Below are 26,935 nucleotides of genomic sequence, written 5' to 3'. Positions count from 1 at the left end.
CTGGCGCGTGTTTTTCAAGGGGCGGTTCGGTGATTATCGCGGCGCGCGGTGCGGCAGCAATTATTCCCAGACCATGCGCTGGCCGCTGAGGCAGGCATGCAACGAGCCGGGCGGGATCAAGCCAAGGTCCTGGAAGAAGGTGAAGTAATCCATGTGACCGATGTATTCAGCAATCCGGTCCCCTTCAAACCGCGCCATGAGACAATCGTAGGCGACAATCATTTCCGCGGTCGAAAGGCACTTGGCTGAAATGCGAATGCGCATCGAGATCCAGTCGTCCTGTTCGATCGCATTCATAACCTCAAAGGAGGACGGTCCGACCAAGCCCTGTACAACGAGTTTGAATTCGACCCATTCCATCATCGGAATGATCTGGCCTCCGGTGACAGGTCCGCAAAAGGTCGCCTCCTCGGTGAAATACCGACCCAAATCGAAGTCACCGGGATCTCCGAGGGCGGCATTCAGGAAATCAAGAATGATCGATTTTTTGTCCATAGGAGGTAACACCGAATACACAGGAGCCGCGCAGGCCCAACCAAACACATCTCAGGCGGTGCGAACCGCGTAACTTAACCTCACGTATTTTGAAGCGATCCTGACCTGCTGTACAGCAGCTTGTTTCGGACCGTTGCAGCATTGCAATTGGTGCTGGTGTTTTGAGGGGCGGCAGGGCATCAAATCGACATGGGAAAACCAAAGAAGAAAGATCTACCGGACCTTGCGGACCTGGCCGTTGCGGGGCTGGAGATCCAGGTGCGGGCCACGCCAAAGGCGGCGCGCAACGCGATCACCCGCACTGAGGTCGGGCTGAAGGTCTCGGTCACCGTGGCGCCGGAAAACGGCAAGGCCAATGCCGCAGTCGCGGATTTACTGGCACGGGCCATGGGCGTTGCGCCCTCTGCTCTGGAGCTGCGCCGTGGCGCCACATCACGGGACAAGGTTTTCGTCTTTCGCGGCTCATGAACCAGATGCGGGATCCTGCGGCGAGGCCTCATCCGGAACCAGGCGATAAACGCCTTCGGGTAGGTCAAGCGCAGCGGCCAGATCGCGCAGCTGGCTGTAGGAGAGGGTGATCTTTTCTACCCTGTCGGTGCGAGGGTCGAATTGCTCCACAGTCACGCATTCCGCAAAGGCGTTGATAGTCACATCTTCCAGCAAAGGGCGCTCGCCCTCATCCACCAGGGTAACGACGGTCGAGTCGAATTCGTGTTCGATGGTAAACATATCCCGATGTTGCCACCTTGGTGCTGTGATTGGCAAGTGTTTGCGCGGGCACCAGAAATGTGACGCGAACCTCCGCTGACGGCTGCAAGACTGGCTGCAGAATCCGGCTGTCTGCGATTGAACCTCGGTTGGGTCCCGGCCTATGATCGGGCGATGACGTCAAGGACAGGCCGATGCGCTCCATTCTGAAAACAGTCTCGCTTTGCGCACTCAGTGTTTTGAGCGCCTGCGGCGTTCCCGGTGCCCCGCCGCCCAGTGGCGGAGCGGTTGCTCCGGCAACACCCGGGGCGCAGGTATCTGGCCTTTCGCCAGCCGAAGCTCGGGCAACCTTTGCCACGGTCGCCAGCCGGGTTGAACCGGTGGCCGAACGCACCTGCCGGACGCAGACCAGTGGCATGAATTGCGACTATCTGATCCGGATCGATCCCGACGCCAAGGCGCCGCCGAATGCCTATCAGAGCCTGTCTCAGTCCGGCCGCCCGGTAATCACCTTCACCCGCTCTATGCTGGGGCAGATCGCCAACGCGGATGAGCTGGCCTTTGTCATGTCGCACGAGGCCGCGCACCATATCCGCGCGCATCTGGCCCGCCAGCAGCAGAACGCAGTGGCGGGTTCCGTGTTGCTGGCCGGGCTTGCCACCCTTGCCGGAGGCAGTGCTGCGGATATCTCCAACGCACAGGATCTGGGCGCCATTGTCGGTGCGCGCGGATATTCGAAGGAATTCGAACTGGAGGCGGATCAGCTCGGCACCATCATTACGCATCAGGCCGGATACCGGCCCAGCGTTGGCGTGCAGTTCTTCTATCGCCTGCCGGACCCTGGCGACAAATTTCTTGGCAGCCATCCGGCCAATCCGGACCGGGTGCGCGTGGTGCAGCAGACCATCACCCGCTACGGGCTCAATTGATCATGGCGCAATCACCTGCAGATGCAGCGCCCGAGATGAAAAAACTGGGCGTGGTCCTGGCCGACCGGGGGTCACGCTATGCGGTGACCGGCGCCCGGGTTACGTCGCGCGCCGAAGTCGACGCGGTGCTGGCGGCACTGAAAACCGACCGCGCCTACGCCAAGGCCACCCATAACACCTGGGCGGCGATGCTGCCGACGGGCGCGCTCAAGGCCGACGACGGAGAGAGCGGCGCCGGAATGGTGATCCTGCGGATGATGGAGCGGGAAGGGCTGCAAGATCACCTGATCATCGTCACCCGCTGGTATGGCGGCAAGAAATTGGGCGGCGACCGCTTTCGCCGGGTGCAGGACGCGGTGCGCGCCTATCTGAACCCCGCCTAGGCCCGCGTCACGCGATTGACCTGCATCAAGGTCCGGGGCCGGGCCTGTGGTATTTTCTGGCGTGACACGCAGCCAGGAGAACGCGCGATGGATGATTGCGGGATCAAGGACAAAGCTAAACTGAAGACGCACGCGGCCCTTTTTGATGAAATGGGGCAGGCGGTTGGGCTGGATCTTCAGGAAGAGGCCATCGCCGGGCGGCTGAATTTCGATGAAATCGCCGAAGCGGTGCTGCGCTGCACCCGCTGCGCCCATCCGGAGACCTGCCAGAAATGGCTGCATTCACCCGCGCGTGCAGATGAGGCGGCTGACACTCCGAATTACTGCCGCAACCGCGATCTGCTGGGATATCTGCGCGAACCGGTCGCCTGATCTGGCAGCCTTTGGGGAGGATCAAGACATGCATCCATTGGGGGACGCGCTGTATCACCTGAGGCTTCTGGGGCTAATGGGCAAAACCACCGAGGCCGATCTGGTCGAGGCCTTTGAGGCAGGCCGCATCAGTTCCGAGGACTGGGCGGATATGGTCAACCGCTGCCGGGCCTGCGAGGGTATCGAGACTTGCGAACGCTGGCTCGCTGCCCATGACAAAGCCGAAGAGGCACCCGGCTGCTGCAAGAATGCCAAGGTCCTGCTGCACCTGCGGGCCGAGAAGGAAAAGGTAGAGGTCTGAGGCCGCAGACAAGGCTGGAGAATGCCTGTGGGCGCTCACTGGTCAAGGCCAAAGAGGCCGTGCTCCCGCTGAAAACATCCATTCCCAAAGCCACACGCGCGTACTATATGCGCAGCCATGACCAGCAATCCGCCAGACCTCCGCCCCGACCTCGCCCCGAAAGCCCAGTTCGGTGATGCCCCGCGCAAAGACCAGCCGACCCTTGGCATGGTGTCGCTCGGCTGCCCCAAGGCGTTGGTGGACAGTGAGCGCATCCTGACCCGGCTGCGCGCCGAAGGATACGGCATCTCTGCCGATTACGCGGGCGCCGATGCGGTGATCGTCAATACCTGCGGGTTCCTCGACAGTGCCAAGGCCGAAAGTCTGGACGCCATCGGTGAGGCGCTGAAGGAAAATGGCAAGGTTATCGTCACCGGCTGCCTTGGCGCCGAGCCGGATTATATCCGCGAACATCATCCGCGCATTCTGGCCGTCACCGGTCCACACCAGTATGAACAGGTGCTGGATGCCGTACACGCCGCGGTGCCGCCTGCGCCCGATCCCTTTGTCGATCTGCTGCCCGCCACCGGCGTCAGCCTGACGCCCCGGCACTTCAGCTATCTGAAGATCTCGGAAGGCTGCAATCACAAGTGCAAGTTCTGCATCATCCCGGACATGCGCGGGCGGCTAGCCTCGCGCCCCGCCCACGCCGTGCTGCGCGAGGCGGAAAAGCTGGTGGACGCAGGCGTGCGCGAACTTCTGGTGATCAGTCAGGATACCTCGGCCTATGGGCTCGACCGCAAATACGATGTGAACCCCTGGAAAGAGGGCGAGATACGCAGCCATATCACCGATCTGTCGCGGGCGCTGGGGCAGTTGGCACCTGCATCGGACCTTTGGGTGCGGCTGCATTATGTCTATCCGTATCCGCACGTGCGCGAGTTGATCCCGTTGATGGCGGACCCGGACAACGCGCTTCTGCCCTATCTGGACATCCCCTTTCAGCACGCCCACCCGGATGTGTTGAAACGCATGGCACGCCCCGCAGCGGCGGCGAAAACGCTGGACGAAATCCGCGCCTGGCGCGAGATCTGCCCGGAGATCACCCTGCGTTCCACCTTCATCGTCGGCTACCCGGGGGAGACGGAGGCGGAGTTCCAGCATCTTCTCGACTGGATGGATGAGGCGCAGCTCGACCGGGTTGGCTGTTTTAAATACGAAAACGTCGACGGCGCGCGCTCCAATGATCTGCCGGATCACGTGGCCGAAGAGGTGAAGCAGGAGCGCTGGGAACGCTTCATGGAAAAGGCGCAGGCGATTTCGGAGGCTAAGCTGGCGGCCAAGGTCGGCCAGACCATGCAAGTCATCGTGGACGACATCGATGAAGACGGCATCGCCACCTGCCGCACCAAGGCCGACGCGCCCGAGATCGACGGTAACCTGTTCATCGACGAGGACACCAAAGGCCTGAAGGTGGGCGATCTGGTCACCGTCGAAGTGGACGAGGCCGGGGAGTACGACCTTTGGGGGGCGTTGGTGGATTAGGCTTCTGTTGCCCTCAATGCATCAAGAATTTCAAAACCGTTTGCAGTGAGCATGAATGTAGGCTGATCTACGAGGCTCTTTTGTGTTCGTGAAACGAGATCGGAGTTTTCCAACCAATCGAGGGCTGACAGAACTTCCACTTCACGACGCTGATCTGTGAGCTGCTTGTCGAGGCCTGAGGACCTTTGCCCTCGTGCAATCGATAGGAGGAGTTCCTCTTTTCGCACCTTTCTATCTGTGGAGCCGAGTGTCTTGATGATGTTTCGCAATACTGTTGAGCGTAGGCCATTGCCTTTGAGTTCATCTGGGATGAGTTCTATCTCTCGGCCTCCCAAAATCTCTCTCTCTGTCTTGAGGGTTTCCTTTGTTTCTTCGCTGACCTCTTCGGCCTCCTTTAGTCTCCTGCCCGCAGCGATGATCTCATTTTCCCGCTGGGCTTTGCGTCTTGCACGTTGGTCTTCAAATTCGGCTTTGGCAGACTCGCGTTCAGCTGAAATCCGAAAGCCTTCAATCTCTCGCCGCGTCCCTTCGTCCTGCTGCAAACGGTGCAACAGGAACTTCGGGAGCCTTGCCACCCATGCGCCACCAAGCGTGATCCAGGGGATCAGGAAGGCAGCTACCAGGCCAGCGGCCAAGGGATACCAAACGAGGCTATTGCTGTCGGTATGGTGTTCGAAATACCGGATCCGCAGCCAGACGGGGCCCTCAGCAAACAGCAGGAAGAACAGCGGTTTCCAGTTGCTGACGATGAATGCAATCGCGAGAGAGCCCAGAACCGGAGACCTGATCCTCTCGCTCCACGCCTCTACCCATTGTTCAAAAAGGTCCCGCATACGTCGTAATCAATCCATTTGAGCAATTGCTTAATGAGAAACAGCTTAGAGCTGTTTTCTCCTTGGCTGCAAGGCGTTGCCATATCAGCACTATTGCGCCTTGCGGGGCGCACTGTATCCTCGGGGGAAACAGGCAGCGGAGGGTGCTATGCGGCTGATCATTCGGGTTCTTTCGGCAATTTTGCTGACGCTTGCCGTGTTGATCGGGCTGGTCTTCATGCTGCCGGGAGAGAAGATCGCGGCGCTGGCGGCGCAGCAGCTGGAGGCGCAGACCGGCCGCAAGCTGGAATTTCAGGGCGAGGTGGGCTTCAGCCTCTGGCCGGTGCTGGGCGTGCGGACCGAAGGCGTGACCCTGTCGAATGCCGAGTGGGCGGGACCCGAGCCGATGCTGCGGGCAGCGCGGATGTCCATCGGGATCGCTGCCGCTGATCTGCTGCGCGGCAAGGTACGGGTGACCGAAGTGACCGCCTTGCTGCCGCATCTGAACCTGTCGACCCGCCCTGATGGCACCGGGAACTGGGTGATGTCGCCCAAGGCAACTCCGGGTGCGGAGACTGACGCCTCCCCGCAAGAGGGCAGCGATCTGGCGGTTCAGATCGAAAAGCTGACCCTGACCGGGGCCTCGTTGCGCTATGCGCCGCATGGAGGTACGCCGGTTGAGATGAAGGCCATCGATCTGGCGCTCAGCTGGCCGGATCCCGGCGGCACCGTGGATATGGAGATGACGTTGCGCCCGGTCGAGGCGCCGGTTCAGGTGAAGGCAGAGATCGGCACATTTGCGGAATTCCTCACTGGGCGGGTGTCTTCGGTCGGAGGGACTGTCAGCGGGCCCGGCGGCGTGCTGATGTTCGACGGCCGGGCCGGGATCGATGGCGCAGGATCGGGGCGGGTGACGCTGAAAACTACGGATAGCGCCGGTTTCATTGCGGCGCTGGGCGGTGGTGAGGTCTCTCTCCCCAAGGGGCTGGGGCAGGCTGCTGTGGTCGGCGCCGATGCCACCTATACGCCGGATGGGCGTCTGGCGCTGCGCGATCTTTCACTGGATCTGGATGGCAACACCCTGCAGGGGGCTGCGGATCTTGTCATGGCGGATGTGCCCGAGGTGACGGCGCAGCTGTCGGCTGGTGCGCTGTCTTTTCCGGGGCTGGACTCGCCCGTCGAGAGCAGTGGATCGGGCGCGGGCAGTGCGCCCGATGGTTGGCCCAAGGAGCAGATTGATGCCTCGGCCCTGTCAGCCTTCAACGGCACGGCTGTCCTGACCTTCCAGAGCCTGTCGGCGGCGGGGTATAACCTTGGCGAAAGTAAGCTGACATTCAGTCTGGACCGCGCCCGCGCGGTGCTGAAGGCCCAGCCTGCCACCATGTTCGGCGGGCAGGTGACCGGGCAGGTCGTGGCCAACAACCGCAACGGCCTGTCGGTGGGCGGCAAGCTGTCCTTCAACGATATCCAGCTGGAACAGGCGCTTGGGCAGACGGCGGGCTATGACCGCTTGCATGGCGCCGCGCTGGGAGAGATCGAATACCTGGGCGTTGGCAATTCGGTGGATGCGATCATGCGCTCGCTCAGCGGCAAGGGCTGGTTGGAGGCAGGCAAAGGCTTTTTCACCGGTTTCGACCTTGAGGACCTGATGCGCTCCGGCTCGGGCAATGGCGGCAGCACGGTGTTCGAACAGTTGACTGGCAGCTACACGATCGCGAACGGCAACCTGCAGAACGAGGATCTATTGGTCATCATCAAGGGGCTCCGGGCCGAAGGTGCAGGCCGGATCGGTCTGGGCGCGCGGGATCTGGATTACCGTTTCACGCCCACCCTGCAGGGAGCGGATGGCGGCGCCGGGCTGTCGATCCCGGTTGCTATCACCGGACCGTGGAGCGCGCCAAAGATCCGGCCCGATCTGAAATCCGCCCTGCAGCCGCAGATCGACGAGATCGAGCAGGAGGCCAAGGACCGCGTGCGCGAAAAGCTGAGCGAGGAGCTGGAGACCGAGATCGCGCCGGAGCAGGACCTGAACGAGGTGATCAAGGACCGGATTGAGCAGGAAGCCAAGGACCAGCTGCTGCGGCTGTTGCAGGGTAACTGAGCCGGGCCGGAAGGCGCTCCTGTGCAGAAATGAAAAAGCCGCGCCCACCAAAGCTGGGCGCGGCTGTCGCCCAGGCCATGGCCCGGGCAAAAGACCTTCAGTCAGTCAACAACTTGATCAGATCGTCTGATCGTAGTCCCCGACCAGCGGTTCGGTGCGGATCACCGCATCGATATCGGCAAAGATCGCGCGCAGCTCTTCTTCGCTGTCGCTGCTTTCGCAAACCACCACTAGGTTCGGCGTGTTGGAGGAGGCGCGCACCAGCCCCCAGGATCCATTGTCCAGGATCACGCGGGCGCCGTTGACGGTGACGACTTCCTTGATGGCGCGACCGGCGATCTTCTCGCCAGCCTCAGCCTTGGCCACCAGTTTGGCAACAAGGCGTTCCAGCACGTCGTATTTCTCCGTGTCGGCGCAATAGGGGGACATGGTCGGGGTCGACCAGGTCTTGGGCAGCGCCTTGCGGAGATCCGACATCTTCATGTCCGGGTTGCGGTCCATCAGTTTGCAGATCTCGACCGCCACGCGCATGCCGCAGTCATAGCCGCGACCCACCGGTTCGGCGAGGAAGTAGTGGCCGGATTTTTCAAAGCCCGCCAGCGCGCCGATTTCCTTCACGCGCCGTTTCATGTGGCTGTGGCCAGTCTTCCAGTAATCGGCTTTGACGCCGTTTTTCTGCAGCTCGGGGTCCGAGGCAAAAAGGCCAGTGGATTTCACATCAGCGACAAAGGTCGCGTTCGGGTAGATCTTGCTGAGGTCCCGCGCCATGATGACGCCAACCTTGTCGGCAAAGATCTCTTCGCCTTCGTCATCCACCACGCCGCAGCGGTCGCCATCGCCATCAAACCCGAGCGCGAAATCCGCACCCGAGGCTTTGACGCTGTCGGACATGTCGTGCAGCATTTCCATGGCTTCGGGGTTGGGGTTGTAGTTGGGGAAGGTGTAGTCCAGCTCGTTGTGGCTGGGGACCACCTCGACGCCGATCCGCTCGAACAGCTCTGGGGCAAAGGCCGACGCGGTGCCGTTGCCGGTGGCGCAGACCACCTTCAGCTTGCGGGTCATCTTGAAGTCGCCGACCAGATCATCAAGGTAGGCTTCCTTGACGCCATCGACGAATTCATACGAGCCGCCATCGCGGGCAACGCCTTCGCCATTGAGGACGATATCACGCAGCTCGGCCATTTCATCCGGGCCGTGGGTCAGCGGGCGCTCAAAGCCCATCTTTACGCCGGTCCAGCCATTCGGGTTGTGACTGGCGGTGACCATGGCGACGGCAGGCACATCCAGATGGAACTGCGCGAAATAGGCCATGGGAGAGACCGCCGGGCCGATGTCCTTGACGCGGATGCCGGCCTGCATCAGGCCCAGGATCAGCGCCTGCTTGATCGCCAGAGAATAGTCGCGGTAGTCATTGCCGACCGCGATCACCGGCTCAATCCCGCGTTTGTGGATCTGGGTGCCAAGGCCAAGGCCAAGGGCCGTCATGCCGGGCAGGTTGATTTCCTCGGGGTATTTCCAGCGGGCGTCATATTCGCGAAAACCGGTCGGCGTGATCATCGGATCGCGCAGGAAGGACCAGGTGTTCGGGGTGACGGGGGAGATCGGTTTAGTCATTAAATTCACTTTCGGGCATCAAATCGAAATCGGGTTTGCCTTGGCGAGCTGGTCAAAGGCCATCAACGTCTCGATCAGTTTCGGCATCTGGTCGAGATAGATCATATTGGGGCCATCCGAGGGGGCGCTATCGGGATCTTCGTGGGTCTCGATGAAAACCGCACCGATGCCCAGGGAAACGGCAGCCCGGGCCATGACAGGCGCGAATTCACGCTTGCCACCCGAAGAGCCGCCCTGTCCACCGGGTTGCTGCACCGCGTGGGTGGCATCCATCACCACGGGATAGCCGGTCTGCGCCATGATCGGTAGCGAGCGCATATCCGCCACCAGCGCGTTGTAGCCAAAGGAGGCGCCCCGTTCAGTCAGCAGGATATTCTCATTTCCGGTGCTTTCCACCTTGCCCACCACATTGGCCATGTCCCAGGGCGCCAGAAACTGCCCCTTCTTGATGTTGACGGCCTTGCCGGTCTTGCCCGCTGCCAGCAGCATATCGGTCTGGCGGCACAGGAAGGCGGGGATCTGCAGGATATCCACGGCTTCGGCGGCTACGGCGCATTGTTCCTCGGTGTGCACATCGGTCAACACGGGCACGTCGAATTCACGGCGGATATCGCTGAGAACCTTCAGCCCCTCGTCAAGACCAAGGCCGCGCTTGCCGGACAAAGAGGTCCGGTTGGCCTTGTCGTAGGAGGCCTTGAACACATATTGCGCCCCGGCGGCCGCGCAGGCCTCTTTCATTTTGCCTGCGATCATGCGGGCGTGGTCGGCGGTTTCCAGCTGGCAAGGACCGGCAATCACTGTCAGAGGACAGTCATTGCCGATCGTCAGCCCGGCGATTTTGATGTGTTTCATAGCGTTAAGAGGATACCTGTTCCCGGAGAATGGATGCTGTAAGCGAGCACATCAGGTAAATACCGGAAAAGATCAGGAAAGCCAAAATCGTATTTTCGAACTTGCGCGGATAGGAGGGTTCCTCGCTGGGAACCGGTTCAACCGCGGTAGTCAGGTAACGGACCTGACGGTTGGCCTCCATGCGGGTGGTTTCCACTTGCTGCAAGGCCGATTGCAGCATCAGATCGCGGGTTGCGAGATCAGCCTGAGCCATCTGGATCTGCACGCTGAGGCTGGCGAGCGAGTTTTCGCCAGCAGCGGCATCGGTCATCCGGTCGTTGAGCCGCTGAATCAACGCCTCCAGACGGGAGATATCAGCCTCTGCACCGGCCACCTTGGCCTGGTTGGGGCGGGTGTTGTCCATCAGGGCGGCCAGTTCCAGCTCCTTCTCCTGCAGCTGGACCTCAAAGGTGGAAATCTGCGAACGCAGTGACAGGATCACGCCTTCGGGATCCAGAACCGCGCCTTTTTGTTGCAGCCGCACCAGATGTTCCTGAGCCTGACGGCGTTTCGTCTCCGCCAGTTCGAGCGCGGCCTCTGCCTCGCCCACCTGATCGGAGCGTTTCTGTTCGGACAGGTGGTTTACCTTTTCCTGCGCATAGGAGATCAGCCGGTCCGAGAATTCCGCAGAGACCACCGGATCAGCCGCGGTGACTTCCATCCGGATCACGCCCTCGGTCGGATCATAGCCGATTTTGACGTTGCGCGAGTAGATCTTGTAAGCCTGTTCGTTGCTTGCGGCTGGGTCCAGACGTTGAATCGGGTCGATCCAGTCCTGGGTGAAATGCGCCTTGAAGCCGACTTCTTCATCCAGCCGCAGCATGGCTTCCTTTGATTGCAGAAAGCTTTGTACCGCAGTGGAATCCTGGCTGGTGGCAAATTGCGTTCCCGAAAGCAGACCGCTCATCGACCCGGCGCTGTCGGCCTTGAGCACCAGAAATTCGGATTTGGCCGAATACATCGGCGTTGCCACGGCATAGAAATAGTATCCGGTGATCAGCGTCGGCAGCATCACGAAAAAGCTGAGCCGCCCCAAGAGCAGCCACAGCTTGCGCCGCCGCCGCTTGGCGATATCTCGCTGGATTTCCTGGATTTCTTTGTTGCGACGCTCTGCCGGGCTCAGCTCGGTCGAGGGTAGGGTCGTCTTGGCGGCGGGCACGGTCTGCGGCAGCTGGATCGCGCCGGGGTCCGGAGCGCCCTCTGGCCGGGCCTTGTTCTGTGGGACCACCAGTTCCAGCATGTTGGAACGCTTGAAGGGATCAATCCCTTTCAGGCGGAGCAGGCGGACGGCTTCGAAATCCGAGGTAACCGGCAGATTGTGCTGCTGCGCCACGCGCCGTGCCATGCGCAGCTGACGGCCGGTCAGCCCTTCACGGCGGATCTCGTCGATATCCGTGGAGGTCTTGGTCTCACGCGCGCTGCTGACCTGGCCGGACATTGCCTGCCCGGTCGCGGCGCTGGGTTTCGCGTCTTTTTGCCCTGCTGAAGCCGTGGCCTGAGTGGATTTGACCTCAGACGCGCTAGCCTGCGTTGTTGCTCCTGCGGCTTTGGCGCTGCTGTCGGGGCCTGGGGCCTCGACAGGGCGCGCTGCAGCCGCAGCGGCGGCGCCGCTCGATGTGCGGCGGATGCGGAATTTCTTAGCCTTGGGTTTGGTAGTCATAGAGCTGCTTTGCCTCTTCCAAGGTTTCAAACATATGCAATTGCCCGTCCATCAGAACGGCTGCGGAGCGGGCGAATTTTTCCAGCGTTTTAGGCTGGTGGGACACGATCACGATGGTGGTTGTCTGCAGGCGTTCCTGCAGGATCGAGCCGGCCTTGCGGTTGAATTCCACATCGGTCGTGCTGGGCATGCCTTCGTCGATCAGATAGATATCGAAATCCAGCGCCAGCATCAGCGAAAAACTGAACCGTGCCCGCATGCCCGAGGAATAGGTGCCAAGGGGTTGGTCGAAGTATTCGCCAAGCCCGCAAAGCCAGCGGCAGTAGGCTTCGACATAATCCGGGTCCAGCCCATAGAGTTTGGCGATGTAACGGCTGTTTTCCATGCCGGACAGGCGGTTGATGACGCCGCCCATGAAACCCAGCGGAAAGGAAATCTTGCAGCCTCGTCGGATTTCGCCCTCGTCTGGTTTCTCAAGGCCCGCCATCATGTTGATCAGAGTGGTCTTGCCGGTGCCGTTCGGGGCCAGGATGCCCATGGATTTACCCAGCTCCACGCGAAAAGACACCCGGTCAAGGATCACCTTGCGCTGGGTGCCGGTCCAGAAGGACTTGCTGACATTTTCAAACTCAAGCATGGCTTGTTCCGGTCTTGCCTGTCTGGTCCGTTGTCCGGCCTCTTGCCTCGGATGGCCCTTAAAAAGGACCGCTGCACTGTGCCACGGTTCTGATCGCGGCGATTTGATCAGGTTTGGTTACCTGAATTATATTAACGTCCTACGCGTGAAATCGGGCTTTGTTATGTCAAATTGTGACATAAATTCTGAACCGCTGCTTTACTCTTCGTCCATGGGTAGGCAGCAAGCGGTCGATGCAGCTGGGCGAGGACAATTTGGGCCATTCTATAGCGATTTTGTTTCCGAAAGGGAAACGATGATGGGGCAAAGTTTCCATGACTGTGCGGCGCTGACGCAGGAGATTTCCGGTTGCCGCCTTTGTGCACAGCGGTTTGCCGCCACGGCCACGCGGCATGCGCCGCGCCCGGTGGTCTGGTTCCGCCCCTCAGCACGGATCCTGATCGCGGGACAGGCGCCGGGTCTGCGGGTCCATGACAGCGGACGCCCCTATACGGATGCCTCCGGCGACCGGTTGCGCCAGTGGCTGGGGATTTCCGAGGATGTTTTCTATGACCGGGACCAGATCGCCATCGTCCCGATGGCCTTTTGTTTTCCGGGGTACAACGCGAAAAAGGCGGATCTGCCGCCGCCGCCGGAATGCGCCCGCACCTGGCAGCACAGGGTTATGTCCGTCCTCCCCGAGGTCGAGCTGACGGTGCTTGTGGGAGGCTATGCGCAGCAGCATCATCTGGGGAAAAAGGCCCGGGTTAGCGATACGGTGGCCGATTGGCGCGCGCATGCGCCGCGCGTCTTTCCCTTGCCTCATCCGTCCTGGCGCAATACCGCATGGCTGAAACGCCACCCCTGGTTTGAAACAGATCTGGTGCCCGCGCTGCGGCACCGGGTCAAGGAGCTTTTGTGATGACAATGCCAACGCCGCTGGATCAGGCCCACGCGCAGATGGAGGCAGAGCCCGCGTCGGATGCCGCGCGTCTGCGGTTCTACGAACGGCTATCGGATGCCGAACTTTTCCTGATGCTGGAAAAGGAAGTCGAGAACGACAAGCTGGAACCAGCCCTGTTCGACACGCCCGAGGGACGGTTCGTTCTGGTCTTTGACCGCGAAGAGCGGCTGGCGCAGTTTGCCGGGCGCGCGGTGCCCTATGCGGCGCTGGCCGGGCGGGGGATCGTTCAGATGCTGTCGGGGCAGGGGATTGGTCTGGGTGTCAATCTTGAGGTCGCCCCCTCTGCCATGCTGATCCCGGCCGAGGCGATTGGCTGGCTTGAGGAAACCCTGGGCCATGCACCGGATCAGGTGGAGGCGGCCATCGAAAGCTTCCTGCCGCCCGCCGGTCTTCCGGATCTTCTGCTGACGGCGCTGGATACAAAACTGGCGACTGCGGCTGGGCTGGCGCAATCGGCCTATCTGGTGGCGGTGCGCTATCAGGGCGGCGGGCAGGGGCATCTGCTGGGCTTTGTCGATGCCAAGGATGCTGCGCGGGATGCCCTGGCCAAGGCGGTGGGCGAGGCGCTGACCTTTTCCGGGATCGAGGCCGGGGCGCTGGATGTCGGGTTTTTTCAGGCGTCCGATACGGCTGCGGCCAGCCTGTCGCGGGTGGGTCTGCGGTTTGAACTGCCGCAGCCAGAGGCGCCGCAGGTCTATCAGCCGGTCGCGCCCGGCAGCGATCCGGACAAACCGCCGCGTTTGAAGTAACCAGTTCGCGTGGCACGGCGGCGACCCGCCGTGCCTTTCATGCAGGGGCGGACGGGGCAGGGCGCCCGCGTCCGCTGGCTGTCAGTCTCAGCTGTTTTCGGTTTCCAGCTTGTCTTGGGTGCGGGTGTCGAAATCACCGGCGTCGTGACGTTCGCGCAGCTGGGTGTGCAATTCGCCAAAGGCGCGGTTGACCATACGGCCGCGGCTGACCGCCGGGCGGGCGTCGATATCCTTGGCCCAGCGCACCACATTGGTGTAGCTCGCTACGTCGAGGAACTCTGCCGCATCGTACAGGCGGCCCAGCACCAACTGGCCGTACCAGGCCCAGATCGCCATGTCGGCGATGCTGTAGTTATCCCCGGCGATGAACGCGTTGCCATCAAGCTGGCGTTCCAGCACGTCCAGCTGACGCTTGGTTTCCATGGCGAAACGGTCGATCGGGTATTGCCATTTTTCCGGCGCATAGGCGTAGAAATGGCCAAAGCCGCCGCCCAGATAAGGCGCGCTGCCCATCTGCCAGAACAGCCAGTTCATCACTTCGGTGCGCTCAGGCCCGGAGGCGGGCAGGAATTCCCCGAATTTTTCCGCCAGATGCACCAGGATCGAGCCCGATTCAAACACCCGCACCGGGGCGTCGCCGCTGCGGTCCATCAGGGCGGGAATCTTGGAGTTGGGGTTGATGTCGACAAACCCCGATCCGAACTGATCGCCTTCGCCGATGTTGATCAGCCAGGCATCGTATTCCGCGCCGCTGTGCCCCTTGGCCAGCAGCTCTTCGAACATCACCGTGACCTTGACGCCATTGGGGGTGGCCAGCGAGTAGAGCTGGAAGGGATGCTTTCCGACCGGCAGTTCCTTGTCGTGGGTGGCGCCTGCGATGGGACGGTTGATCGAGGCAAAGCGTCCGCCGCTTTCCTGTTCCCAAGTCCAGACTTTCGGCGGGGTATAGCTTGTATCACTCATGTGGATGGGCCCTGTTCTATGTGTGGTGGCGGGCGGCGCAGGGCGCGCCCGGTTCTGATTGACGTCTCTGACGTAGGATACTCGTCAAAAATTCCAATGACTGGAAGGTGTGGGCGCAATCTTTTTGGTGCAACCGTGCAGATCCCGGCCTGCGGTCACGCAGGGACACAGCCGCGTGAGCGCCCCTTCGCAAAGGGTCTGCGCCGGATATTGTAGATAGGACTGTAGTGGATCGGCAGACCGGTGGAGCAGGATCCCCCTGTGACACGTCATGTCCCGGATCGGTGCCGAATGAGGAAAGGATCAAGACATGAAACGTTTTGCACTGGCTGCCATCGCGGCCCTGACAATTGGAAGCTCTGCCTTTGCAGGGGAGCAATATATCGACGGCACCGGTTTTGCGGTTTCCGGCTATGACGTGGTTGCCTATCGCAGCCTCACCCAGGTGCCGGTGGGCGAGGTGCAGCCTGCGGCGGTGCCGGGCCGGGCGGATATCGTTGCCGAATACAACGGCGCCCGCTTTGCCTTTGCCAGCGAGGAGAACCGCGAGATGTTCCTGAAGAACCCTGAATACTACGCGCCGCAGTATGACGGGCACTGCGCCTATGGGGTGTCCAAGGGCGGCAAGGTGCCGGCCAACCCGAACCTGTGGCGCATCGTGGATGACAAGCTGTACCTCAACATCACCAAAAACGTGGTGGGCTTCTGGGAAGAGGACATCCCCGGCAATATCAACATCGCAGAAGGCAACTGGCCGGGGATCGAGCCGGACGAAGCCTCGGAGCGGGTCATTCCGAATTTCGAGTCCTCTGCGCCTGAGGGGCACTGAGCGGCAGCGGGGCTGCCCTATTGCAGGGGCCCAGCGAAATTACATGTGACAATAAAAAGCCCCGCACGGGAACGGCGGGGCTTTTTTGATTGGGGAAATGGTCCGAAACGCGGGCAGTGGGCCCGGAGCCGATTACCGTTTGCGGTCGCGGCGGGAGCTCATGGGCTGGAAGGCAACGCCGACGTGGGCTTCGCAATAGGGTTTGCCTTGCTGAACGGGCAGGCCGCAGAACCAGAAATCCTCGGTCGCGGGATCACCCACGGGCCATTTGCAGGTGCGTTCGGTCAGCTCCATCAGCGTCAGTTTCTTGGCTTTCTTTTCGATCTCGTTGACCTTGGCCAGGGCCTCGGGGCTGATCTCATTGGCCGAAGGCTGCGGCGGCAGCGGTTGGCCTGCGGGGATGATCTGCTTGCGGGCCGGAATGGCGGCCTTGGTTTCGGGCGCGCTTGCGGCGGCCGCAGGCGGCGGGGTTGCCGGGCGGGCCGGTTCCGTCTTTGGCTGTGGTTTTGGCTTGGGCGCCGGTTTGGCAGCGGCTGCGGCTGCTGGCTTTTCCTTGGGCTCGGCGGCTTTGGCGCCACCGGCTGCGCGGTTGGACAGGCCGAGGCGGTGTACCTTGCCAATCACGGCGTTGCGGGTGACCCCGCCCAGCTCCTTGGCGATCTGGCTGGCCGACTGACCTTCGCCCCACATTTTCTTGAGCAATTCGACGCGCTCGTCTGTCCAGGACATATGTTGCCTTTCCAAGCTGAAAGCGGCCCCAGAATCCTGCGGCCGCCATCGAGTTCCGATATAAACGCCTATTTTAATCACTGCGGCCCGAGTTACAAGGCGTCTTGCACCTGCGGATGCAGCAGGTATGCAGATGGGGCACGGGCGGCACGCCGGAGCACGCATAAGACTGGAACGAGGAAAGCACCATGGCAGAGACGGAAACAGAATACCGGGTCGGAATGGGAGAGCGCCGGTTCGGTCGGGTGAACTGGCTGGGGCTGCAGACGCTGGCGATGCGCGAGATCAAGCGGTTCTCAGTGGTCTGGACCCAGACGCTGCTGGCGCCGCTGATGACGGCGGCGCTGTTCCTGATGATCTTCAACATCGCGATCGGACCGAAGCGTGGCGATGTGATGGGGGTGCCCTTCCTGACCTTCCTGGCGCCGGGGATCATGATGATGACCGTGATCCAGAACGCTTTTGCCAATACCTCCTCCTCGATCGTGATTTCCAAGGTGCAGGGCAATATCGTCGATACGCTGATGCCGCCGTTGTCGGGGCTTGAGATGCTGCTGGGTTACCTTGCCGGGGCCATCGCGCGCGGTGTGGTGGTGGCGCTGGCCATCGGGCTGGGGCTGATGCTGGTGTTGCAGATCCTGCCCGCACATCCGCTGGTCGCGCTGTTCTTCATCGTGATGGGCGCGGCGTTCCTGGGCGGGCTGGGCATCGTCGCCGGTGTTTTCGCGGACAAGTTCGACCAGATGGCCGCGATCACCAACTTCATCGTGACGCCGCTGGCCTTTCTGTCGGGCACTTTCTATTCGGTCGAGTCGCTGCCGCCGGTGCTGCAGGCGATTTCCCATGCCAACCCGGTGTTCTACCTGATCGACGGCGTGCGCTACGGGGTGATCGGCACCTCCGACAGCTCGCCGCTGCTGGGTGCGACGGTTTGCATTGGCGCCACGGTCGCCATCAGCCTGCTGGCTTGGTCGATGCTGCGCCGGGGTTATCGCCTGAAGGCATAAAGGGCGGCCTCAGGCCGGTTTTGCCTGGCGTCCCTCGCGCCAGGCCAGAATGGCGGCGCCTGTCAGGATGACGCAGGCGCCAAGAACGGTCACCCCGTCCGGTACTACGCCAAAGCCGAGGAAGTCGTAACACGCGGCAAAAATCAGCGTGGCATAGCTGAAGGGCGCCACGAAAGAGGCATCCCCGCGCGCCATGCCGTTGATGAAACAGGCCTGCGCGCAGGCCATCAGCGCGCCCAGTGCCGCCAGCGCGCCCCATTGCATTGGCGTTGGCATCTGCCAGACCGGCAGCACCGCCAGGCTGGCGATGAGAACACCAATGCCGTTGTTGAACCACAGGATCTGCAAGGGCGCCTCGCGCCCCGATAGTTTCTTGATAAAGATCAGCTCCAGCCCCATCACCGCTGCCGCGCCAAGTGCCAGAAGGGCCGCTGGCTGAAAGCTCTCGGGTGCCGGGCGGAGCAGGATCATCGCGCCGATAAAGGCGATCCCCGCCGCGCCCCAGCGCCAGGGGCCGACGCGCTCGCCCAGAAGGGGGATCGCCAGTAGCATGCAGAACACCGGGTTGAGAAAGGTGATCGCCGTGGCATCGGCCAGCGGGATATAGGCAACAGCGGCAAACATCAGCGTCACACCGCCCCAGCCAAAGGCGGTACGTCCGATATGCAGCCCCCAGTGTGGCCGGGTCAGCCGGGGGCGCACCAGCGCCAACACCGAGGAGATCACCACGAAAGCAAAGATAAACCGCCCGTGCGAGATCTGCAGCGGATGCAGCGCCGGGCCGAGAGCATCGGTGCCCAGCGATTTCGCCATCAGCGTTGTCGCCGCAATAAAGGCGGTTGCCAACAGGATCAGCGCGGCGGCCAGCATCGGATTTTGCGGTGTCGGAGTTTTCATGCGCAATCGGTGCGCCCACGCCCGCGGACATGCAAGGGAAAAAAGCGCGGTCAACGGTGAAGTTACCGCGGGGCCCGAAGGCCGAATACTGGCGGCGCCGCCGAATTGTTCAGGCGGGCTGCACAAAAGGGGTTCCTTTTTGCGCAAAGCTCCCTTATGGACCCATTCCATGATCAAACGTGCACATATCTCTGCGCTTCGACGCCGACGCTGGACTGCGTAAACCGCAGCCCCAGTGCCCCTGTGGCGCCTTTGATCCCCTGTGCCGCGATGATGGTACAAACCCCCTCCGACTACAGTATTGACCCTCCGGCCCGGCTATGCACAGCTTTGGCCTCAATGTTTCAAAAAGGATGATCCTGATGATCCCGTCCGTTCTGCCGACTTACAATCGTGCTCCGCTTCAGTTCGTCAAAGGCGAAGGCGCCTGGCTGATCGAGGCCGACGGGCGCCGATTCCTGGATCTGGGCGCCGGGATCGCGGTGAATGCGTTGGGCCATGCCCATCCGGCCCTGGTTGAGGCGCTGACCTCCCAGGCGCAGAACCTGTGGCATGTGTCCAACCTTTATCAGATCCCGCAACAGCAGGCGCTGGCGGACAAGCTGGTCGAAACGACCTTTGCCGATACGGTCTTTTTCACCAATTCGGGCACCGAAAGCTGCGAATTGGCGGTGAAGATGGCGCGCAAGTATTTCTACGACAAGGGCCAGCCCGACCGGGTCGAGATCATCACCTTCGAAGGGTCCTTCCACGGCCGGTCCTCTGCGGGTATCGCGGCGGCGGGCTCGGAAAAGATGACCAAGGGCTTTGGTCCGCTGCTGCCGGGCTTTGTGCACTTGCCGTGGAATGATCACGACGCGGTGGCGGCGGCGATCAATGACAAGACCGCTGCGATCCTGATCGAGCCGGTACAGGGGGAGGGCGGTATTCGCCCGCTGCCCGATACCTGCATGAAAGGTCTGCGGGATCTTTGCGACGAACACGGCATTCTGCTGATCCTTGACGAGGTTCAGTGCGGCGTGGGCCGGACTGGCAAACTCTTTGCCCATGAATGGGCGGGCATTACTCCTGACATCATGATGGTGGCCAAGGGCATCGGCGGAGGTTTCCCGCTTGGCGCGGTGCTGGCGACCGAGGATGCGGCCAGCGGCATGACCGCGGGCACCCATGGCTCCACCTACGGCGGCAACCCGCTGGGCTGCGCGGTGGGCTGCGCGGTGATGGATGCGGTCGCCGATCCGGATTTCCTGGCCGAGGTGAACCGCAAGGCGGGCCTGCTGCGCCAGAAGCTGGAGGGGCTGGTGGCCAGCCATCCCGAGGTCTTCGAAGAAGTACGCGGATCGGGGCTGATGCTGGGCCTCAAGTGTAAGGCGGTGAACATCGATGTGGTCAACGCGGGCTATGATAACGAGGTCGTCACCGTTCCGGCGGCTGACAATGTGATCCGCCTCCTGCCGCCCCTGAACCTGACCGACGAGGATATCGCCGAGGCGCTTCAGCGTCTTGAGAAGGCGGCCAAACAAGTCGCTGCGGCCTGAGCGGACCCTACAGATCCAATTGCGAAGGCGGGGGATGCGCCCCCGTCTTCACCCTGACAAAAAGTGACAAGACATGAACCATTTTCTTGATATCCACAAAACCGATGCAGCGGCCCTGCGGGGCATCATCGATCAGGCCGGCGCGATGAAGCAGGCGCGCCTGGGCCGCCCAAAAGGCGCCCCCGATGACGAACAGCCGCTGGACGGGCGCATGGTGGCGCTGATCTTTGAAAAGCCATCGACCCGGACCCGCGTTTCCTTTGATGTTGGCGTGCGCCAGATGGGCGGGCAAACCATGGTTCTGTCGGGCAACGACATGCAGCTGGGCCACGGTGAAACCATCGCCGACACTGCCCGCGTGTTGTCGCGCTATGTGGATCTGATCATGATCCGGACCTTTGATGAATCGGTGCTGATCGAAATGTCGGAATATGCTGATGTGCCGGTGATCAATGGTCTGACCGACCGCACCCACCCCTGTCAGATCATGGCCGATATCCTGACCTATGAAGAGCACCGCGGCCCGATCAAAGGCAAGAAGGTGGTCTGGACCGGCGACGGCAACAATGTCTGCGCCTCCTTCCTGCATGCGGCGGGACAATTCGGGTTTGACCTGACCTTTACCGGCCCGGCGCAGCTGGACCCCGAGGATGAATTCGTCGGTCTGGCGCGCAAGGCAGGATCGAAGGTCGTGATCGAACGCGACCCGGTCAGGGCCGTGGAGGGCGCCGATCTGGTTGTGGCGGACACCTGGGTTTCCATGCATGACAGCCAGTCCTCGAAAGAGCGGCGCCACAACATGCTGCGCCCCTATCAGGTGAATGACGCGCTGATGGCCCATGCCAAGGACGACGCCCTGTTCATGCACTGCCTGCCTGCCCACCGTGAAGAGGAAGTGACCTCTGCCGTAATGGATGGTCCGCAATCGGTGATCTTTGACGAGGCCGAGAACCGCCTGCACGCACAAAAGGCAGTGATGCGTTGGTGCCTCGGCGTCTGAGCCGTCACCTAGTCTCTGCAATGTAAAACCCCTCGCCGCAGACCAGCGGCGAGGGGTTTTCTTTTTCGAGTTCGTGCCTGGCTGAGGCTTAGCGAATGATCGTCGTCAGCAGCCAGAAGGTAACACCGGACAGCAGTGCCGCGGCGGGCACGGTGATCACCCAGGCGGCCACGATGGTCATGAAATGGCTGCGGCGCACCAGCTTGCGGCGGCGGCGCTCCTCGGGGGCGATGCGCAGTTCCTCCGGACGCTGCAGCGAGAATTTGCGCAACCGGTTCTCGGCGTGCCATTCGCGAAAGAAGCCAACGCCAAAGACCGCGCCGACCGCGATATGGGTCGAAGACACCGGCAGGCCCAGCCAGCTGGCGACGATCACCGTGATGGCTGCCGAAAGCGACACGCAGTAGGCGCGCATCGGGTTCAGCTTGGTGATCTGGCTGCCGACCATCCGGATCAGTTTCGGGCCAAACAGGAACAGGCCAAAGGAAATGCCGAAGGCACCGATCACCATCACCCAGGTCGGGATAGCCACCTTGGCGGCGAAATCCCCGAACTCTGCCGCATGCACGATGGCCGCGAGCGGACCCACAGCATTGGCCACATCGTTGGCGCCATGGGCAAAGGACAGCAGCGCGGCGGAAATCACCAGCGGGATGCGGAACAGGATTTTCAGGGACTTGTTACGGTTCTCAAGTCCCACGGACTGGCGCGCGATCAGCGGCTTGGTGATCAGATAGCTTGCCACGGCAAAGCCAAGGCCGATCAAAAGGGCGATTTCCAGATCGATCTTGATAATCCGCTTCAGACCCTTGAGGGCCAGATAGGCAGCAAAGGCGCCGGCCATGATGGCGACAAGGATCGGAACCCAGCGGCGCGCGGCGGCGATCTTGTCGTCCTGATAGATCACCTTGGCCTTGATCACCGCCAGAAACAGCGCCGCGATGACGCCGCCCAGAACCGGGGAGATGACCCAGCTGGCCGCGATCTTGCCCATGGTGGCCCAGTTGACCGCGGACATGCCTGCGGCAGCAATGCCCGCGCCCATGACGCCGCCGACCACCGAATGGGTGGTGGAGACCGGCGCGCCGATCCAGGTGGCCAGATTGACCCAGAGCGCCGAGGACACCAGCGCCGCCATCATCGCCCATATGAACACATCCGCCGTGGCCACGGTGGCGGGATCGATGATGCCCTTTGAGATTGTGGAGACCACATCGCCCCCGGCGAGGAGGGCACCGGCGCTTTCGGCGATGGCAGCGATCAGGATGGCGCCGCCCATGGTGAGGGCGTTGGCGCCCACGGCTGGTCCCATGTTGTTGGCAACATCGTTGGCGCCAATGTTGAGCGCCATATAGGCGCCAAAGATCGCAGCGGCGATGACGATGAAATTACCGGGCGTGCCGCCGAGGAAAACGGCAGCCGCAGCACCAGCCAGTACGATGAAGGCCAGCGAGATGCCGGGACCGACCAAGGGGCGGGAGACATAGGCGGTTGCCAGCTCCAGCTGAGAGATCCGGTTGAGGTCCCTGTCGAGGGTTTCCCAGTGCTTGCTATCGGGTTTTTCGCTCATGTCGCCGTTCCCCATGCCAAATGCCCAGCCAGACGGCTGTGCCGAAAAGAGTCGGCCACCGGGTAGCGTCGCGTCACCATTGGCGCAAGGCCGGTGTCACGATTCCATCATAAAACTGTTACAATTGTCGCAGGATCGACTGCAGATCCGGTTCCCGGACCAGGTTTGCCGCGTCTTGCGCGGGCATCCAGACACGTTTGCGTTGATCGGATTCCGGGTAGTCATCCTTGATGCGCTGGACCTCGGCGATATAGACCAGCGTTTCCACTGGCTGCCGGGTGCCGTTGTCGCGTTCCTTGACGTAGTGATAGCTGCCCTGCGGGGCAGAGGTGATCCGGGCGTCGGCAACGCCGGCCTCTTCCCAAGCCTCTTGCAGGGCGGATTCGGGGCCGTTCTTGCCCTTGATGGGCCAGCCCTTGGGGATGATCCAGCGGCCGGTGCCGCGGCTGGTGATCATCAGCACGTCTTTTCCGGATTTGGTGGTACGATAGCACAGGGCTGCCACCTGAATCCGCTTTGGGCGGAAAATAAGGGGGCGCAATACCTCTTCCCAAGCCTTGGCGAGGAGTGTTGTCATGCCTGAACTGCTTTCGTTTCTTGTTATGCTTTTGCCCCGGGCCGGAAACCGGACGGGGAGATGGTAGTAAATTTGGGGTTGACCACAACATATGTCCCAAAGGCGAATTTACAATGGTGTCTTGAGTTCGTCTCTGAATTGTGAACTTTTTCCGCAACAGCCGGGCAGGCGGCAAAGACGCGCCAGGGTTCGACATGGTACCGGCTGCAAGGCCATCAGAGCAAGAAAGCGGGAGGGGACAAGGATGAAAGCTGCATTAGTGACCGGTGGGGCACGCGGGATCGGGCTGGCGACGGCGAAGGGGCTGCTGGCTGAGGGTTGGCAGGTGGCGATCCTGGACCGCGATAGCGAAGCGCTGGAGGCGGCCGGGAAAGAGGTGGCAGGCCTTACCCTGATCAATGCGGATGTTTCGCGCCCCGAGGATGTAGAGCGGGCTGTCGCGGAGATCACGGCAGCCTTCGGGCGGCTCGACGGGCTGGTGAACAACGCGGGCGTCGCCGATTTCGGCCCGATCCGCGAGACTACCTTTGAACGGTGGCGCCGGGTGATGGAGACCAATCTGGATGGTCCCTTCCTGATGACCCAGGCCTTTACCGATCTGCTCGCTGCGGATGGTGGCGGGGCGGTGGTGAATATCACTTCGATTTCGGGCCTGCGCGCCAGCACCCTGCGGGTGGCCTATGGTACCTCCAAGGCGGCATTGGCGCAGCTGACGCTGCAACAGGCGGCAGAGCTGGGCGAGATCGGGATTCGCGTCAACGCGGTGGCGCCGGGACCGGTGGCGACCAAGCTGGCGATGGCGGTGCACAGCCCAGAGATCATTGCCGCCTATCATGATGCGCTGCCGCTGAACCGGTATGGCAAGGAAGAGGAGATCGCAGCGGCGATCAATTTCCTGCTGTCAGAGAAGGCGAGTTTCATCACCGGTCAGGTGCTGGCCGCCGATGGCGGGTTCGAGGCCACCGGGATCGGCCTGCCTGCGCTGCGCGCGGACGCGGCAAAGGATTGAGCTGGCCGGTGCTCTAGCAGAGGGGGGGCTCCCGCCCGCGATCTGCCGCATCAAAGATGCGGCCTCCGCCGTTGGGCATAGCAGCGCGCAGGGGCGCGCTGCTCCGGCGCGATGATTTTTTCGCCCGGGGACCTCTCAGGATTTGCGCCGGTTGGCCCGCAGGGTTGGATCGGCACCGGTCGGATCTTCGGGCCAGGGATGTTTGGGATATTGGGCGCGCATGTCCTTGCGCACGTCCGCATAGGACCCCGCCCAGAACCCTGGCAGATCGCGGGTGATCTGGATCGGGCGCTGTGCGGGGGACAGCAGCGTCACCTTCAGCGGCACACCGCCCACCGCCGGATGGCGGGTCACGCCGAACATCTCTTGCAGACGGACCGCGATTTCCGGCACCTCCTGCCCGTAGTCGATCGGGATCTTGCGGCCCAGCGGCGTGACGAAATGGCCCGGCGCTTCGCGGTCCAGAAGCTGCGTCTGCTCCCAGCTGAGGGCGGCCCGCAGGGCGGGCAGAAGGTCGAACTGTTTCCAGTCCTGCGCGGTTTTCACCCCGGTCAGCATCGGCAGCAGCCAATCGTCCAGCGTTGCCATCAGCCCATCGTCGGAGAAATCCGGCAGATCATGCCCATCGGCGCGCAGCAACTCGACCCGCGCCACCAGCCGGGAGGCAGCACCGCTGAGGCGCAAACCCAGATCGCGCACCCCGTCGAGCATGGCTTTGGCGATGGCCTCGGGCGGGACGTCCTTCCAGATGCGATCATCCAGCACGATACTGCCAAGGCGCTCCTGGCTGCGGGCCACGACGCGGCGGTCGCGTTTGGACCAGGCGCAACTGTCCTGCCAGCGGATCTGATCGGCAAACAGCGCGCGAATATCGGCAAGGGCGATCTGCACCGCCATGCGGATCTTTGCTTCGCGCGGGTTACCATCGGTGTCCAGCGCCACGATGAAGGGCGCGGCGGCCAGCGTGTCCTCGGGCGACAGTACCGCCCCCTTGCCCCCTGACAGGACATAGCGCGGCGTATCGCCCTTGCGGCGCTGTCCGATGCGGTCGGGATAGGCGAGCGCGGCCAGCCCGGCTGCTGACAGGTCTGATACCACCGGCGCGTCAGAGCGGGCCTTGCGCTGTTGCTGTTGCAGCCTGCGGGCCTCTGCGCGGATCCGCTCCACCACTGGCAAGGCGAGTTGATGGGGGCGTTTGCGCTGGAAGGCCTTGGGATCCTTCAGCGCTTCCAACCGCAGCATCAGGTCGGACGGGGCGCCTCGCAGGGGATCGCGCTCGGCCAGCAATGCGGCCAGTGTTGCCGCAGGGGCGGCCTGATCAGGGCCCGCACGTAGCAGCATATGGCCAAGGCGCGGATGCAGGGGGAGCGCCGACAGCGCCTTGCCGTGGGTGGTGATGCGGCCCTGTGCATCCAGCGCGCCCAAAAGGCTCAGCAGGTTACGGGCCTCCTGCAAGGCGCCCTCGGGTGGCGGTGTCAGAAAGGCGAGATCCTCGGCGGCAGCGCCCCAGAGCGCCAGTTCCAGCGCCAGACTGGCCAGATCTGCGGATGCGATTTCCGCCGGGGGAAAGGCGGCAAGCGCGCCTTCCTCGCCTTTGGTCCAGAGGCGGTAACAGATGCCTTCGCTGACGCGTCCTGCGCGACCCTGCCGCTGGGTTGCCTCGGCGCGGGTAACCTTTTCTGTGACCAGCCGCGACATGCCGGACCCCGGATCAAAGCGGGCGCGGCGCGATTGTCCCATGTCGACCACCACACGAACCCCGTCGATGGTAAGCGAGGTTTCCGCGATCGAGGTCGCCAGCACCACCTTGCGCCCTGATTTCGCGGGCTGGATGGCAGCGCGCTGCTGGGCAAAGGGCAGGGCGCCAAACAGGGGGTGCACCGTGCAATTCCCGGGCAGTCGACTTTCGAGTGCGGCAGCGGCACGGCGGATTTCGCCTTCACCGGGCAGGAACACGAGGAAACCGCCGCCTTCCTTGCGGGTTTCTGCCTCGGCGCGGGTAACCAGATCCACCAGCGCATCGGTGCGGCGGGCCTTGGGGCCAAGCGGGGTATCGAGCCAGCGGGTCTCCACCGGGAAACTGCGCCCTTCGGAGGTGATGAGCGGCGCCTCCATCAGGGCGCTGACGGGGGCGGCATCCAGCGTTGCGGACATCGCCAGCAGGATCAGATCGTCGCGCAGGGCGCCCGCGACCTCAAGACAGAGCGCGAGGCCGAGATCGGCATTCAGCGAGCGTTCGTGGAATTCATCAAAGATCACCGCTCCGACGCCGGGCAGATCCGGGTCCGATTGCAGCATCCGTGTCAGAATGCCTTCGGTGACGACCTCGATCCGGGTGGATTTGCTGACCTTCGCCTCGCCGCGAATGCGGTAGCCCACGGTTTCGCCGGGGCGTTCGCCCAGGGTTTCGGCCATGCGTTCCGCGGCGGCGCGGGCGGCCAGGCGGCGTGGCTCCAGCATGACGATGCGCCCATCGCAGAGACCGGCCTCGAGCATGGCAAGCGGTACCTTGGTGGTCTTGCCGGCGCCGGGTGGGGCCTGCAGCACGGCGCGGCCGCCCTTGCGCAGGGCGGCGATCAGATCGGGCAGGGCGTCATCAATGGGCAGGCGTATCATGGCAGCCTTATCGCCAAAGACCCGTGCCGGGTCCAGAGGCGCGGCGGCTGCGGCTGAATGCGCCTGCCTCGGCACTGGACA

General features: G+C 62.4%; 27 protein-coding genes. 14 read left to right on the top strand and 13 right to left on the bottom strand.

Features of this window, described 5'->3' with window-relative positions:
• Positions 1-60: 60 nt before the first annotated feature.
• Positions 61-495 (bottom strand): hypothetical protein, encoded by a 435-nt coding sequence (locus AC5SSZ_RS11060; protein WP_065272937.1) that lies wholly within the window; start codon positions 493-495, stop codon positions 61-63.
• A 189-nt stretch (positions 496-684) separates the two neighbouring features.
• Here AC5SSZ_RS11060 and AC5SSZ_RS11055 point away from each other — a divergent pair, with 189 nt between their 5' ends.
• On the top strand, positions 685-963 hold the full coding sequence (locus AC5SSZ_RS11055; RefSeq protein WP_495438202.1) for a DUF167 domain-containing protein: 279 nt from the start codon (positions 685-687) through the stop codon (positions 961-963).
• Here the strand turns inward: AC5SSZ_RS11055 and AC5SSZ_RS11050 are convergent.
• Complete coding sequence (locus AC5SSZ_RS11050; RefSeq protein WP_495438201.1) at positions 958-1,224, bottom strand: DUF8831 family protein; 267 nt, start codon at positions 1,222-1,224, stop codon at positions 958-960. The genes AC5SSZ_RS11055 and AC5SSZ_RS11050 overlap by 6 nt on opposite strands.
• Positions 1,225-1,397: 173 nt before the next feature.
• Between AC5SSZ_RS11050 and AC5SSZ_RS11045 the strand changes: the two genes are divergently transcribed.
• The 5 genes from AC5SSZ_RS11045 (at position 1,398) to rimO (ending at position 4,712) form a co-directional block, all read left to right on the top strand.
• Positions 1,398-2,132, top strand: a complete 735-nt coding sequence (locus AC5SSZ_RS11045) for a M48 family metalloprotease (RefSeq protein WP_495438200.1) — start codon at positions 1,398-1,400, stop codon at positions 2,130-2,132.
• A 2-nt stretch (positions 2,133-2,134) separates the two neighbouring features.
• Positions 2,135-2,515 (top strand): YigZ family protein, encoded by a 381-nt coding sequence (locus tag AC5SSZ_RS11040; RefSeq protein ID WP_495438199.1) that lies wholly within the window; start codon positions 2,135-2,137, stop codon positions 2,513-2,515.
• Positions 2,516-2,617: 102 nt separating this feature from the next.
• Positions 2,618-2,887 (top strand): DUF6455 family protein, encoded by a 270-nt coding sequence (locus AC5SSZ_RS11035; RefSeq protein WP_495438338.1) that lies wholly within the window; start codon positions 2,618-2,620, stop codon positions 2,885-2,887.
• A gap of 28 nt (positions 2,888-2,915) precedes the next feature.
• A complete protein-coding gene (locus tag AC5SSZ_RS11030) occupies positions 2,916-3,188 on the top strand; it encodes a DUF6455 family protein (protein WP_495438198.1) in 273 nt (90 codons plus the stop codon).
• A gap of 117 nt (positions 3,189-3,305) precedes the next feature.
• Positions 3,306-4,712 (top strand): 30S ribosomal protein S12 methylthiotransferase RimO, encoded by a 1,407-nt coding sequence (rimO, locus tag AC5SSZ_RS11025; protein WP_495438197.1) that lies wholly within the window; start codon positions 3,306-3,308, stop codon positions 4,710-4,712.
• Here rimO and AC5SSZ_RS11020 read toward each other — a convergent pair.
• A complete protein-coding gene (locus tag AC5SSZ_RS11020; protein ID WP_495438196.1) occupies positions 4,709-5,545 on the bottom strand; it encodes a hypothetical protein in 837 nt (278 codons plus the stop codon). The genes rimO and AC5SSZ_RS11020 overlap by 4 nt on opposite strands.
• A gap of 148 nt (positions 5,546-5,693) precedes the next feature.
• Here AC5SSZ_RS11020 and AC5SSZ_RS11015 point away from each other — a divergent pair, with 148 nt between their 5' ends.
• Complete coding sequence (locus tag AC5SSZ_RS11015; RefSeq protein WP_495438195.1) at positions 5,694-7,625, top strand: AsmA family protein; 1,932 nt, start codon at positions 5,694-5,696, stop codon at positions 7,623-7,625.
• Between the two features lie 117 nt (positions 7,626-7,742).
• Here AC5SSZ_RS11015 and AC5SSZ_RS11010 read toward each other — a convergent pair whose 3' ends face one another.
• Genes AC5SSZ_RS11010 through AC5SSZ_RS10995 form a run of 4 tightly spaced genes read right to left on the bottom strand, consistent with a single transcriptional unit; the run spans position 7,743 to position 12,427 of the window.
• Positions 7,743-9,239, bottom strand: coding sequence for a phosphomannomutase/phosphoglucomutase (locus AC5SSZ_RS11010; protein WP_274832943.1), 1,497 nt, complete (start codon positions 9,237-9,239; stop codon positions 7,743-7,745).
• Positions 9,240-9,257: 18 nt separating this feature from the next.
• Complete coding sequence (kdsA, locus tag AC5SSZ_RS11005) at positions 9,258-10,091, bottom strand: 3-deoxy-8-phosphooctulonate synthase (protein WP_495438194.1); 834 nt, start codon at positions 10,089-10,091, stop codon at positions 9,258-9,260.
• 4 nt (positions 10,092-10,095) lie between these two features.
• The gene (locus AC5SSZ_RS11000) at positions 10,096-11,790 is read right to left on the bottom strand and encodes a KpsE/RkpR family capsule polysaccharide export protein (protein ID WP_065272947.1); all 1,695 of its coding nucleotides are present in this window, start codon (positions 11,788-11,790) and stop codon (positions 10,096-10,098) included.
• Positions 11,768-12,427 carry an ABC transporter ATP-binding protein gene (locus AC5SSZ_RS10995; RefSeq protein ID WP_065272948.1) on the bottom strand — a complete coding sequence of 220 codons (660 nt, stop codon included), beginning with the start codon at positions 12,425-12,427 and terminating at the stop codon, positions 11,768-11,770. Before AC5SSZ_RS10995 ends, AC5SSZ_RS11000 begins: the two co-directional genes overlap by 23 nt.
• 298 nt (positions 12,428-12,725) lie before the next feature.
• Here AC5SSZ_RS10995 and AC5SSZ_RS10990 point away from each other — a divergent pair, with 298 nt between their 5' ends.
• Together AC5SSZ_RS10990 and AC5SSZ_RS10985 are read left to right on the top strand one after the other, a co-directional pair.
• Positions 12,726-13,328 (top strand): uracil-DNA glycosylase family protein, encoded by a 603-nt coding sequence (locus AC5SSZ_RS10990; RefSeq protein ID WP_495438193.1) that lies wholly within the window; start codon positions 12,726-12,728, stop codon positions 13,326-13,328.
• A complete protein-coding gene (locus tag AC5SSZ_RS10985; protein WP_495438192.1) occupies positions 13,328-14,119 on the top strand; it encodes an SseB family protein in 792 nt (263 codons plus the stop codon). Before AC5SSZ_RS10990 ends, AC5SSZ_RS10985 begins: the two co-directional genes overlap by 1 nt.
• An 87-nt stretch (positions 14,120-14,206) precedes the next feature.
• Here the strand turns inward: AC5SSZ_RS10985 and yghU are convergent, their stop codons facing one another.
• Complete coding sequence (gene yghU / locus AC5SSZ_RS10980) at positions 14,207-15,082, bottom strand: glutathione-dependent disulfide-bond oxidoreductase (RefSeq protein WP_495438191.1); 876 nt, start codon at positions 15,080-15,082, stop codon at positions 14,207-14,209.
• A 310-nt stretch (positions 15,083-15,392) separates the two neighbouring features.
• Here yghU and AC5SSZ_RS10975 point away from each other — a divergent pair, with 310 nt between their 5' ends.
• Positions 15,393-15,911 (top strand): YHS domain-containing (seleno)protein, encoded by a 519-nt coding sequence (locus tag AC5SSZ_RS10975; RefSeq protein ID WP_274830103.1) that lies wholly within the window; start codon positions 15,393-15,395, stop codon positions 15,909-15,911.
• A gap of 132 nt (positions 15,912-16,043) precedes the next feature.
• Here AC5SSZ_RS10975 and AC5SSZ_RS10970 read toward each other — a convergent pair whose 3' ends face one another.
• Positions 16,044-16,640: a GcrA family cell cycle regulator gene (locus tag AC5SSZ_RS10970; RefSeq protein ID WP_495438190.1), complete on the bottom strand. Its 597-nt coding sequence runs from the start codon at positions 16,638-16,640 to the stop codon at positions 16,044-16,046.
• 188 nt (positions 16,641-16,828) lie between these two features.
• Between AC5SSZ_RS10970 and AC5SSZ_RS10965 the strand changes: the two genes are divergently transcribed.
• Positions 16,829-17,647, top strand: a complete 819-nt coding sequence (locus tag AC5SSZ_RS10965; RefSeq protein ID WP_495438189.1) for an ABC transporter permease — start codon at positions 16,829-16,831, stop codon at positions 17,645-17,647.
• Between the two features lie 9 nt (positions 17,648-17,656).
• On the opposite strand, the gene AC5SSZ_RS10960 is transcribed toward AC5SSZ_RS10965, so the two are convergent.
• Positions 17,657-18,544 (bottom strand): DMT family transporter, encoded by an 888-nt coding sequence (locus AC5SSZ_RS10960; protein WP_065272954.1) that lies wholly within the window; start codon positions 18,542-18,544, stop codon positions 17,657-17,659.
• A gap of 362 nt (positions 18,545-18,906) precedes the next feature.
• On the opposite strand from AC5SSZ_RS10960, the gene AC5SSZ_RS10955 reads away from it, so the two are divergent.
• Positions 18,907-20,082 (top strand): aspartate aminotransferase family protein, encoded by a 1,176-nt coding sequence (locus tag AC5SSZ_RS10955; protein WP_065273768.1) that lies wholly within the window; start codon positions 18,907-18,909, stop codon positions 20,080-20,082.
• Between the two features lie 73 nt (positions 20,083-20,155).
• Complete coding sequence (gene argF, locus AC5SSZ_RS10950) at positions 20,156-21,082, top strand: ornithine carbamoyltransferase (RefSeq protein ID WP_495438188.1); 927 nt, start codon at positions 20,156-20,158, stop codon at positions 21,080-21,082.
• An 88-nt stretch (positions 21,083-21,170) separates the two neighbouring features.
• Here argF and AC5SSZ_RS10945 read toward each other — a convergent pair whose 3' ends face one another.
• Positions 21,171-22,652 carry an inorganic phosphate transporter gene (locus AC5SSZ_RS10945; protein WP_274830100.1) on the bottom strand — a complete coding sequence of 494 codons (1,482 nt, stop codon included), beginning with the start codon at positions 22,650-22,652 and terminating at the stop codon, positions 21,171-21,173.
• Positions 22,653-22,770: 118 nt separating this feature from the next.
• Positions 22,771-23,229: an NUDIX hydrolase gene (locus tag AC5SSZ_RS10940; RefSeq protein WP_065272956.1), complete on the bottom strand. Its 459-nt coding sequence runs from the start codon at positions 23,227-23,229 to the stop codon at positions 22,771-22,773.
• Positions 23,230-23,473: 244 nt separating this feature from the next.
• Here AC5SSZ_RS10940 and AC5SSZ_RS10935 point away from each other — a divergent pair, with 244 nt between their 5' ends.
• Positions 23,474-24,238: an SDR family NAD(P)-dependent oxidoreductase gene (locus AC5SSZ_RS10935; RefSeq protein WP_065272957.1), complete on the top strand. Its 765-nt coding sequence runs from the start codon at positions 23,474-23,476 to the stop codon at positions 24,236-24,238.
• A gap of 135 nt (positions 24,239-24,373) precedes the next feature.
• Here the strand turns inward: AC5SSZ_RS10935 and hrpB are convergent, their stop codons facing one another.
• Positions 24,374-26,854, bottom strand: a complete 2,481-nt coding sequence (gene hrpB, locus AC5SSZ_RS10930; protein ID WP_495438187.1) for an ATP-dependent helicase HrpB — start codon at positions 26,852-26,854, stop codon at positions 24,374-24,376.
• Between the last annotated feature and the right edge of the window lie 81 nt (positions 26,855-26,935).

Source organism: Phaeobacter sp. CC-HEC084 (assembly GCF_059429255.1).
The sequence above is the reverse complement of the archived record's forward strand: the minus strand, read 5'-3'. Positions and strand labels throughout refer to the sequence as shown.

Bases quoted from the DNA above. Each gene is read 5' to 3' on its own strand.
- AC5SSZ_RS11000 (WP_065272947.1), bottom strand. From the start codon at position 11,790: ATGACTACCAAACCCAAGGCTAAGAAATTCCGCATCCGCCGCACATCG.
- yghU (WP_495438191.1), bottom strand. From the start codon at position 15,082: ATGAGTGATACAAGCTATACCCCGCCGAAAGTCTGGACTTGGGAACAG.
- AC5SSZ_RS10945 (WP_274830100.1), bottom strand. From the start codon at position 22,652: ATGAGCGAAAAACCCGATAGCAAGCACTGGGAAACCCTCGACAGGGAC.
- AC5SSZ_RS11020 (WP_495438196.1), bottom strand. From the start codon at position 5,545: ATGCGGGACCTTTTTGAACAATGGGTAGAGGCGTGGAGCGAGAGGATC.
- AC5SSZ_RS10985 (WP_495438192.1), top strand. From the start codon at position 13,328: ATGACAATGCCAACGCCGCTGGATCAGGCCCACGCGCAGATGGAGGCA.
- AC5SSZ_RS10965 (WP_495438189.1), top strand. From the start codon at position 16,829: ATGGCAGAGACGGAAACAGAATACCGGGTCGGAATGGGAGAGCGCCGG.
- AC5SSZ_RS11015 (WP_495438195.1), top strand. From the start codon at position 5,694: ATGCGGCTGATCATTCGGGTTCTTTCGGCAATTTTGCTGACGCTTGCC.
- AC5SSZ_RS11045 (WP_495438200.1), top strand. From the start codon at position 1,398: ATGCGCTCCATTCTGAAAACAGTCTCGCTTTGCGCACTCAGTGTTTTG.
- hrpB (WP_495438187.1), bottom strand. From the start codon at position 26,854: ATGATACGCCTGCCCATTGATGACGCCCTGCCCGATCTGATCGCCGCC.
- AC5SSZ_RS10960 (WP_065272954.1), bottom strand. From the start codon at position 18,544: ATGAAAACTCCGACACCGCAAAATCCGATGCTGGCCGCCGCGCTGATC.
- AC5SSZ_RS11055 (WP_495438202.1), top strand. From the start codon at position 685: ATGGGAAAACCAAAGAAGAAAGATCTACCGGACCTTGCGGACCTGGCC.
- AC5SSZ_RS11050 (WP_495438201.1), bottom strand. From the start codon at position 1,224: ATGTTTACCATCGAACACGAATTCGACTCGACCGTCGTTACCCTGGTG.
- AC5SSZ_RS10970 (WP_495438190.1), bottom strand. From the start codon at position 16,640: ATGTCCTGGACAGACGAGCGCGTCGAATTGCTCAAGAAAATGTGGGGC.
- AC5SSZ_RS10935 (WP_065272957.1), top strand. From the start codon at position 23,474: ATGAAAGCTGCATTAGTGACCGGTGGGGCACGCGGGATCGGGCTGGCG.
- AC5SSZ_RS11030 (WP_495438198.1), top strand. From the start codon at position 2,916: ATGCATCCATTGGGGGACGCGCTGTATCACCTGAGGCTTCTGGGGCTA.
- AC5SSZ_RS10940 (WP_065272956.1), bottom strand. From the start codon at position 23,229: ATGACAACACTCCTCGCCAAGGCTTGGGAAGAGGTATTGCGCCCCCTT.
- AC5SSZ_RS10995 (WP_065272948.1), bottom strand. From the start codon at position 12,427: ATGCTTGAGTTTGAAAATGTCAGCAAGTCCTTCTGGACCGGCACCCAG.
- AC5SSZ_RS10975 (WP_274830103.1), top strand. From the start codon at position 15,393: ATGAAACGTTTTGCACTGGCTGCCATCGCGGCCCTGACAATTGGAAGC.
- rimO (WP_495438197.1), top strand. From the start codon at position 3,306: ATGACCAGCAATCCGCCAGACCTCCGCCCCGACCTCGCCCCGAAAGCC.
- argF (WP_495438188.1), top strand. From the start codon at position 20,156: ATGAACCATTTTCTTGATATCCACAAAACCGATGCAGCGGCCCTGCGG.
- AC5SSZ_RS11040 (WP_495438199.1), top strand. From the start codon at position 2,135: ATGGCGCAATCACCTGCAGATGCAGCGCCCGAGATGAAAAAACTGGGC.
- AC5SSZ_RS10990 (WP_495438193.1), top strand. From the start codon at position 12,726: ATGGGGCAAAGTTTCCATGACTGTGCGGCGCTGACGCAGGAGATTTCC.
- kdsA (WP_495438194.1), bottom strand. From the start codon at position 10,091: ATGAAACACATCAAAATCGCCGGGCTGACGATCGGCAATGACTGTCCT.
- AC5SSZ_RS10955 (WP_065273768.1), top strand. From the start codon at position 18,907: ATGATCCCGTCCGTTCTGCCGACTTACAATCGTGCTCCGCTTCAGTTC.
- AC5SSZ_RS11010 (WP_274832943.1), bottom strand. From the start codon at position 9,239: ATGACTAAACCGATCTCCCCCGTCACCCCGAACACCTGGTCCTTCCTG.
- AC5SSZ_RS11060 (WP_065272937.1), bottom strand. From the start codon at position 495: ATGGACAAAAAATCGATCATTCTTGATTTCCTGAATGCCGCCCTCGGA.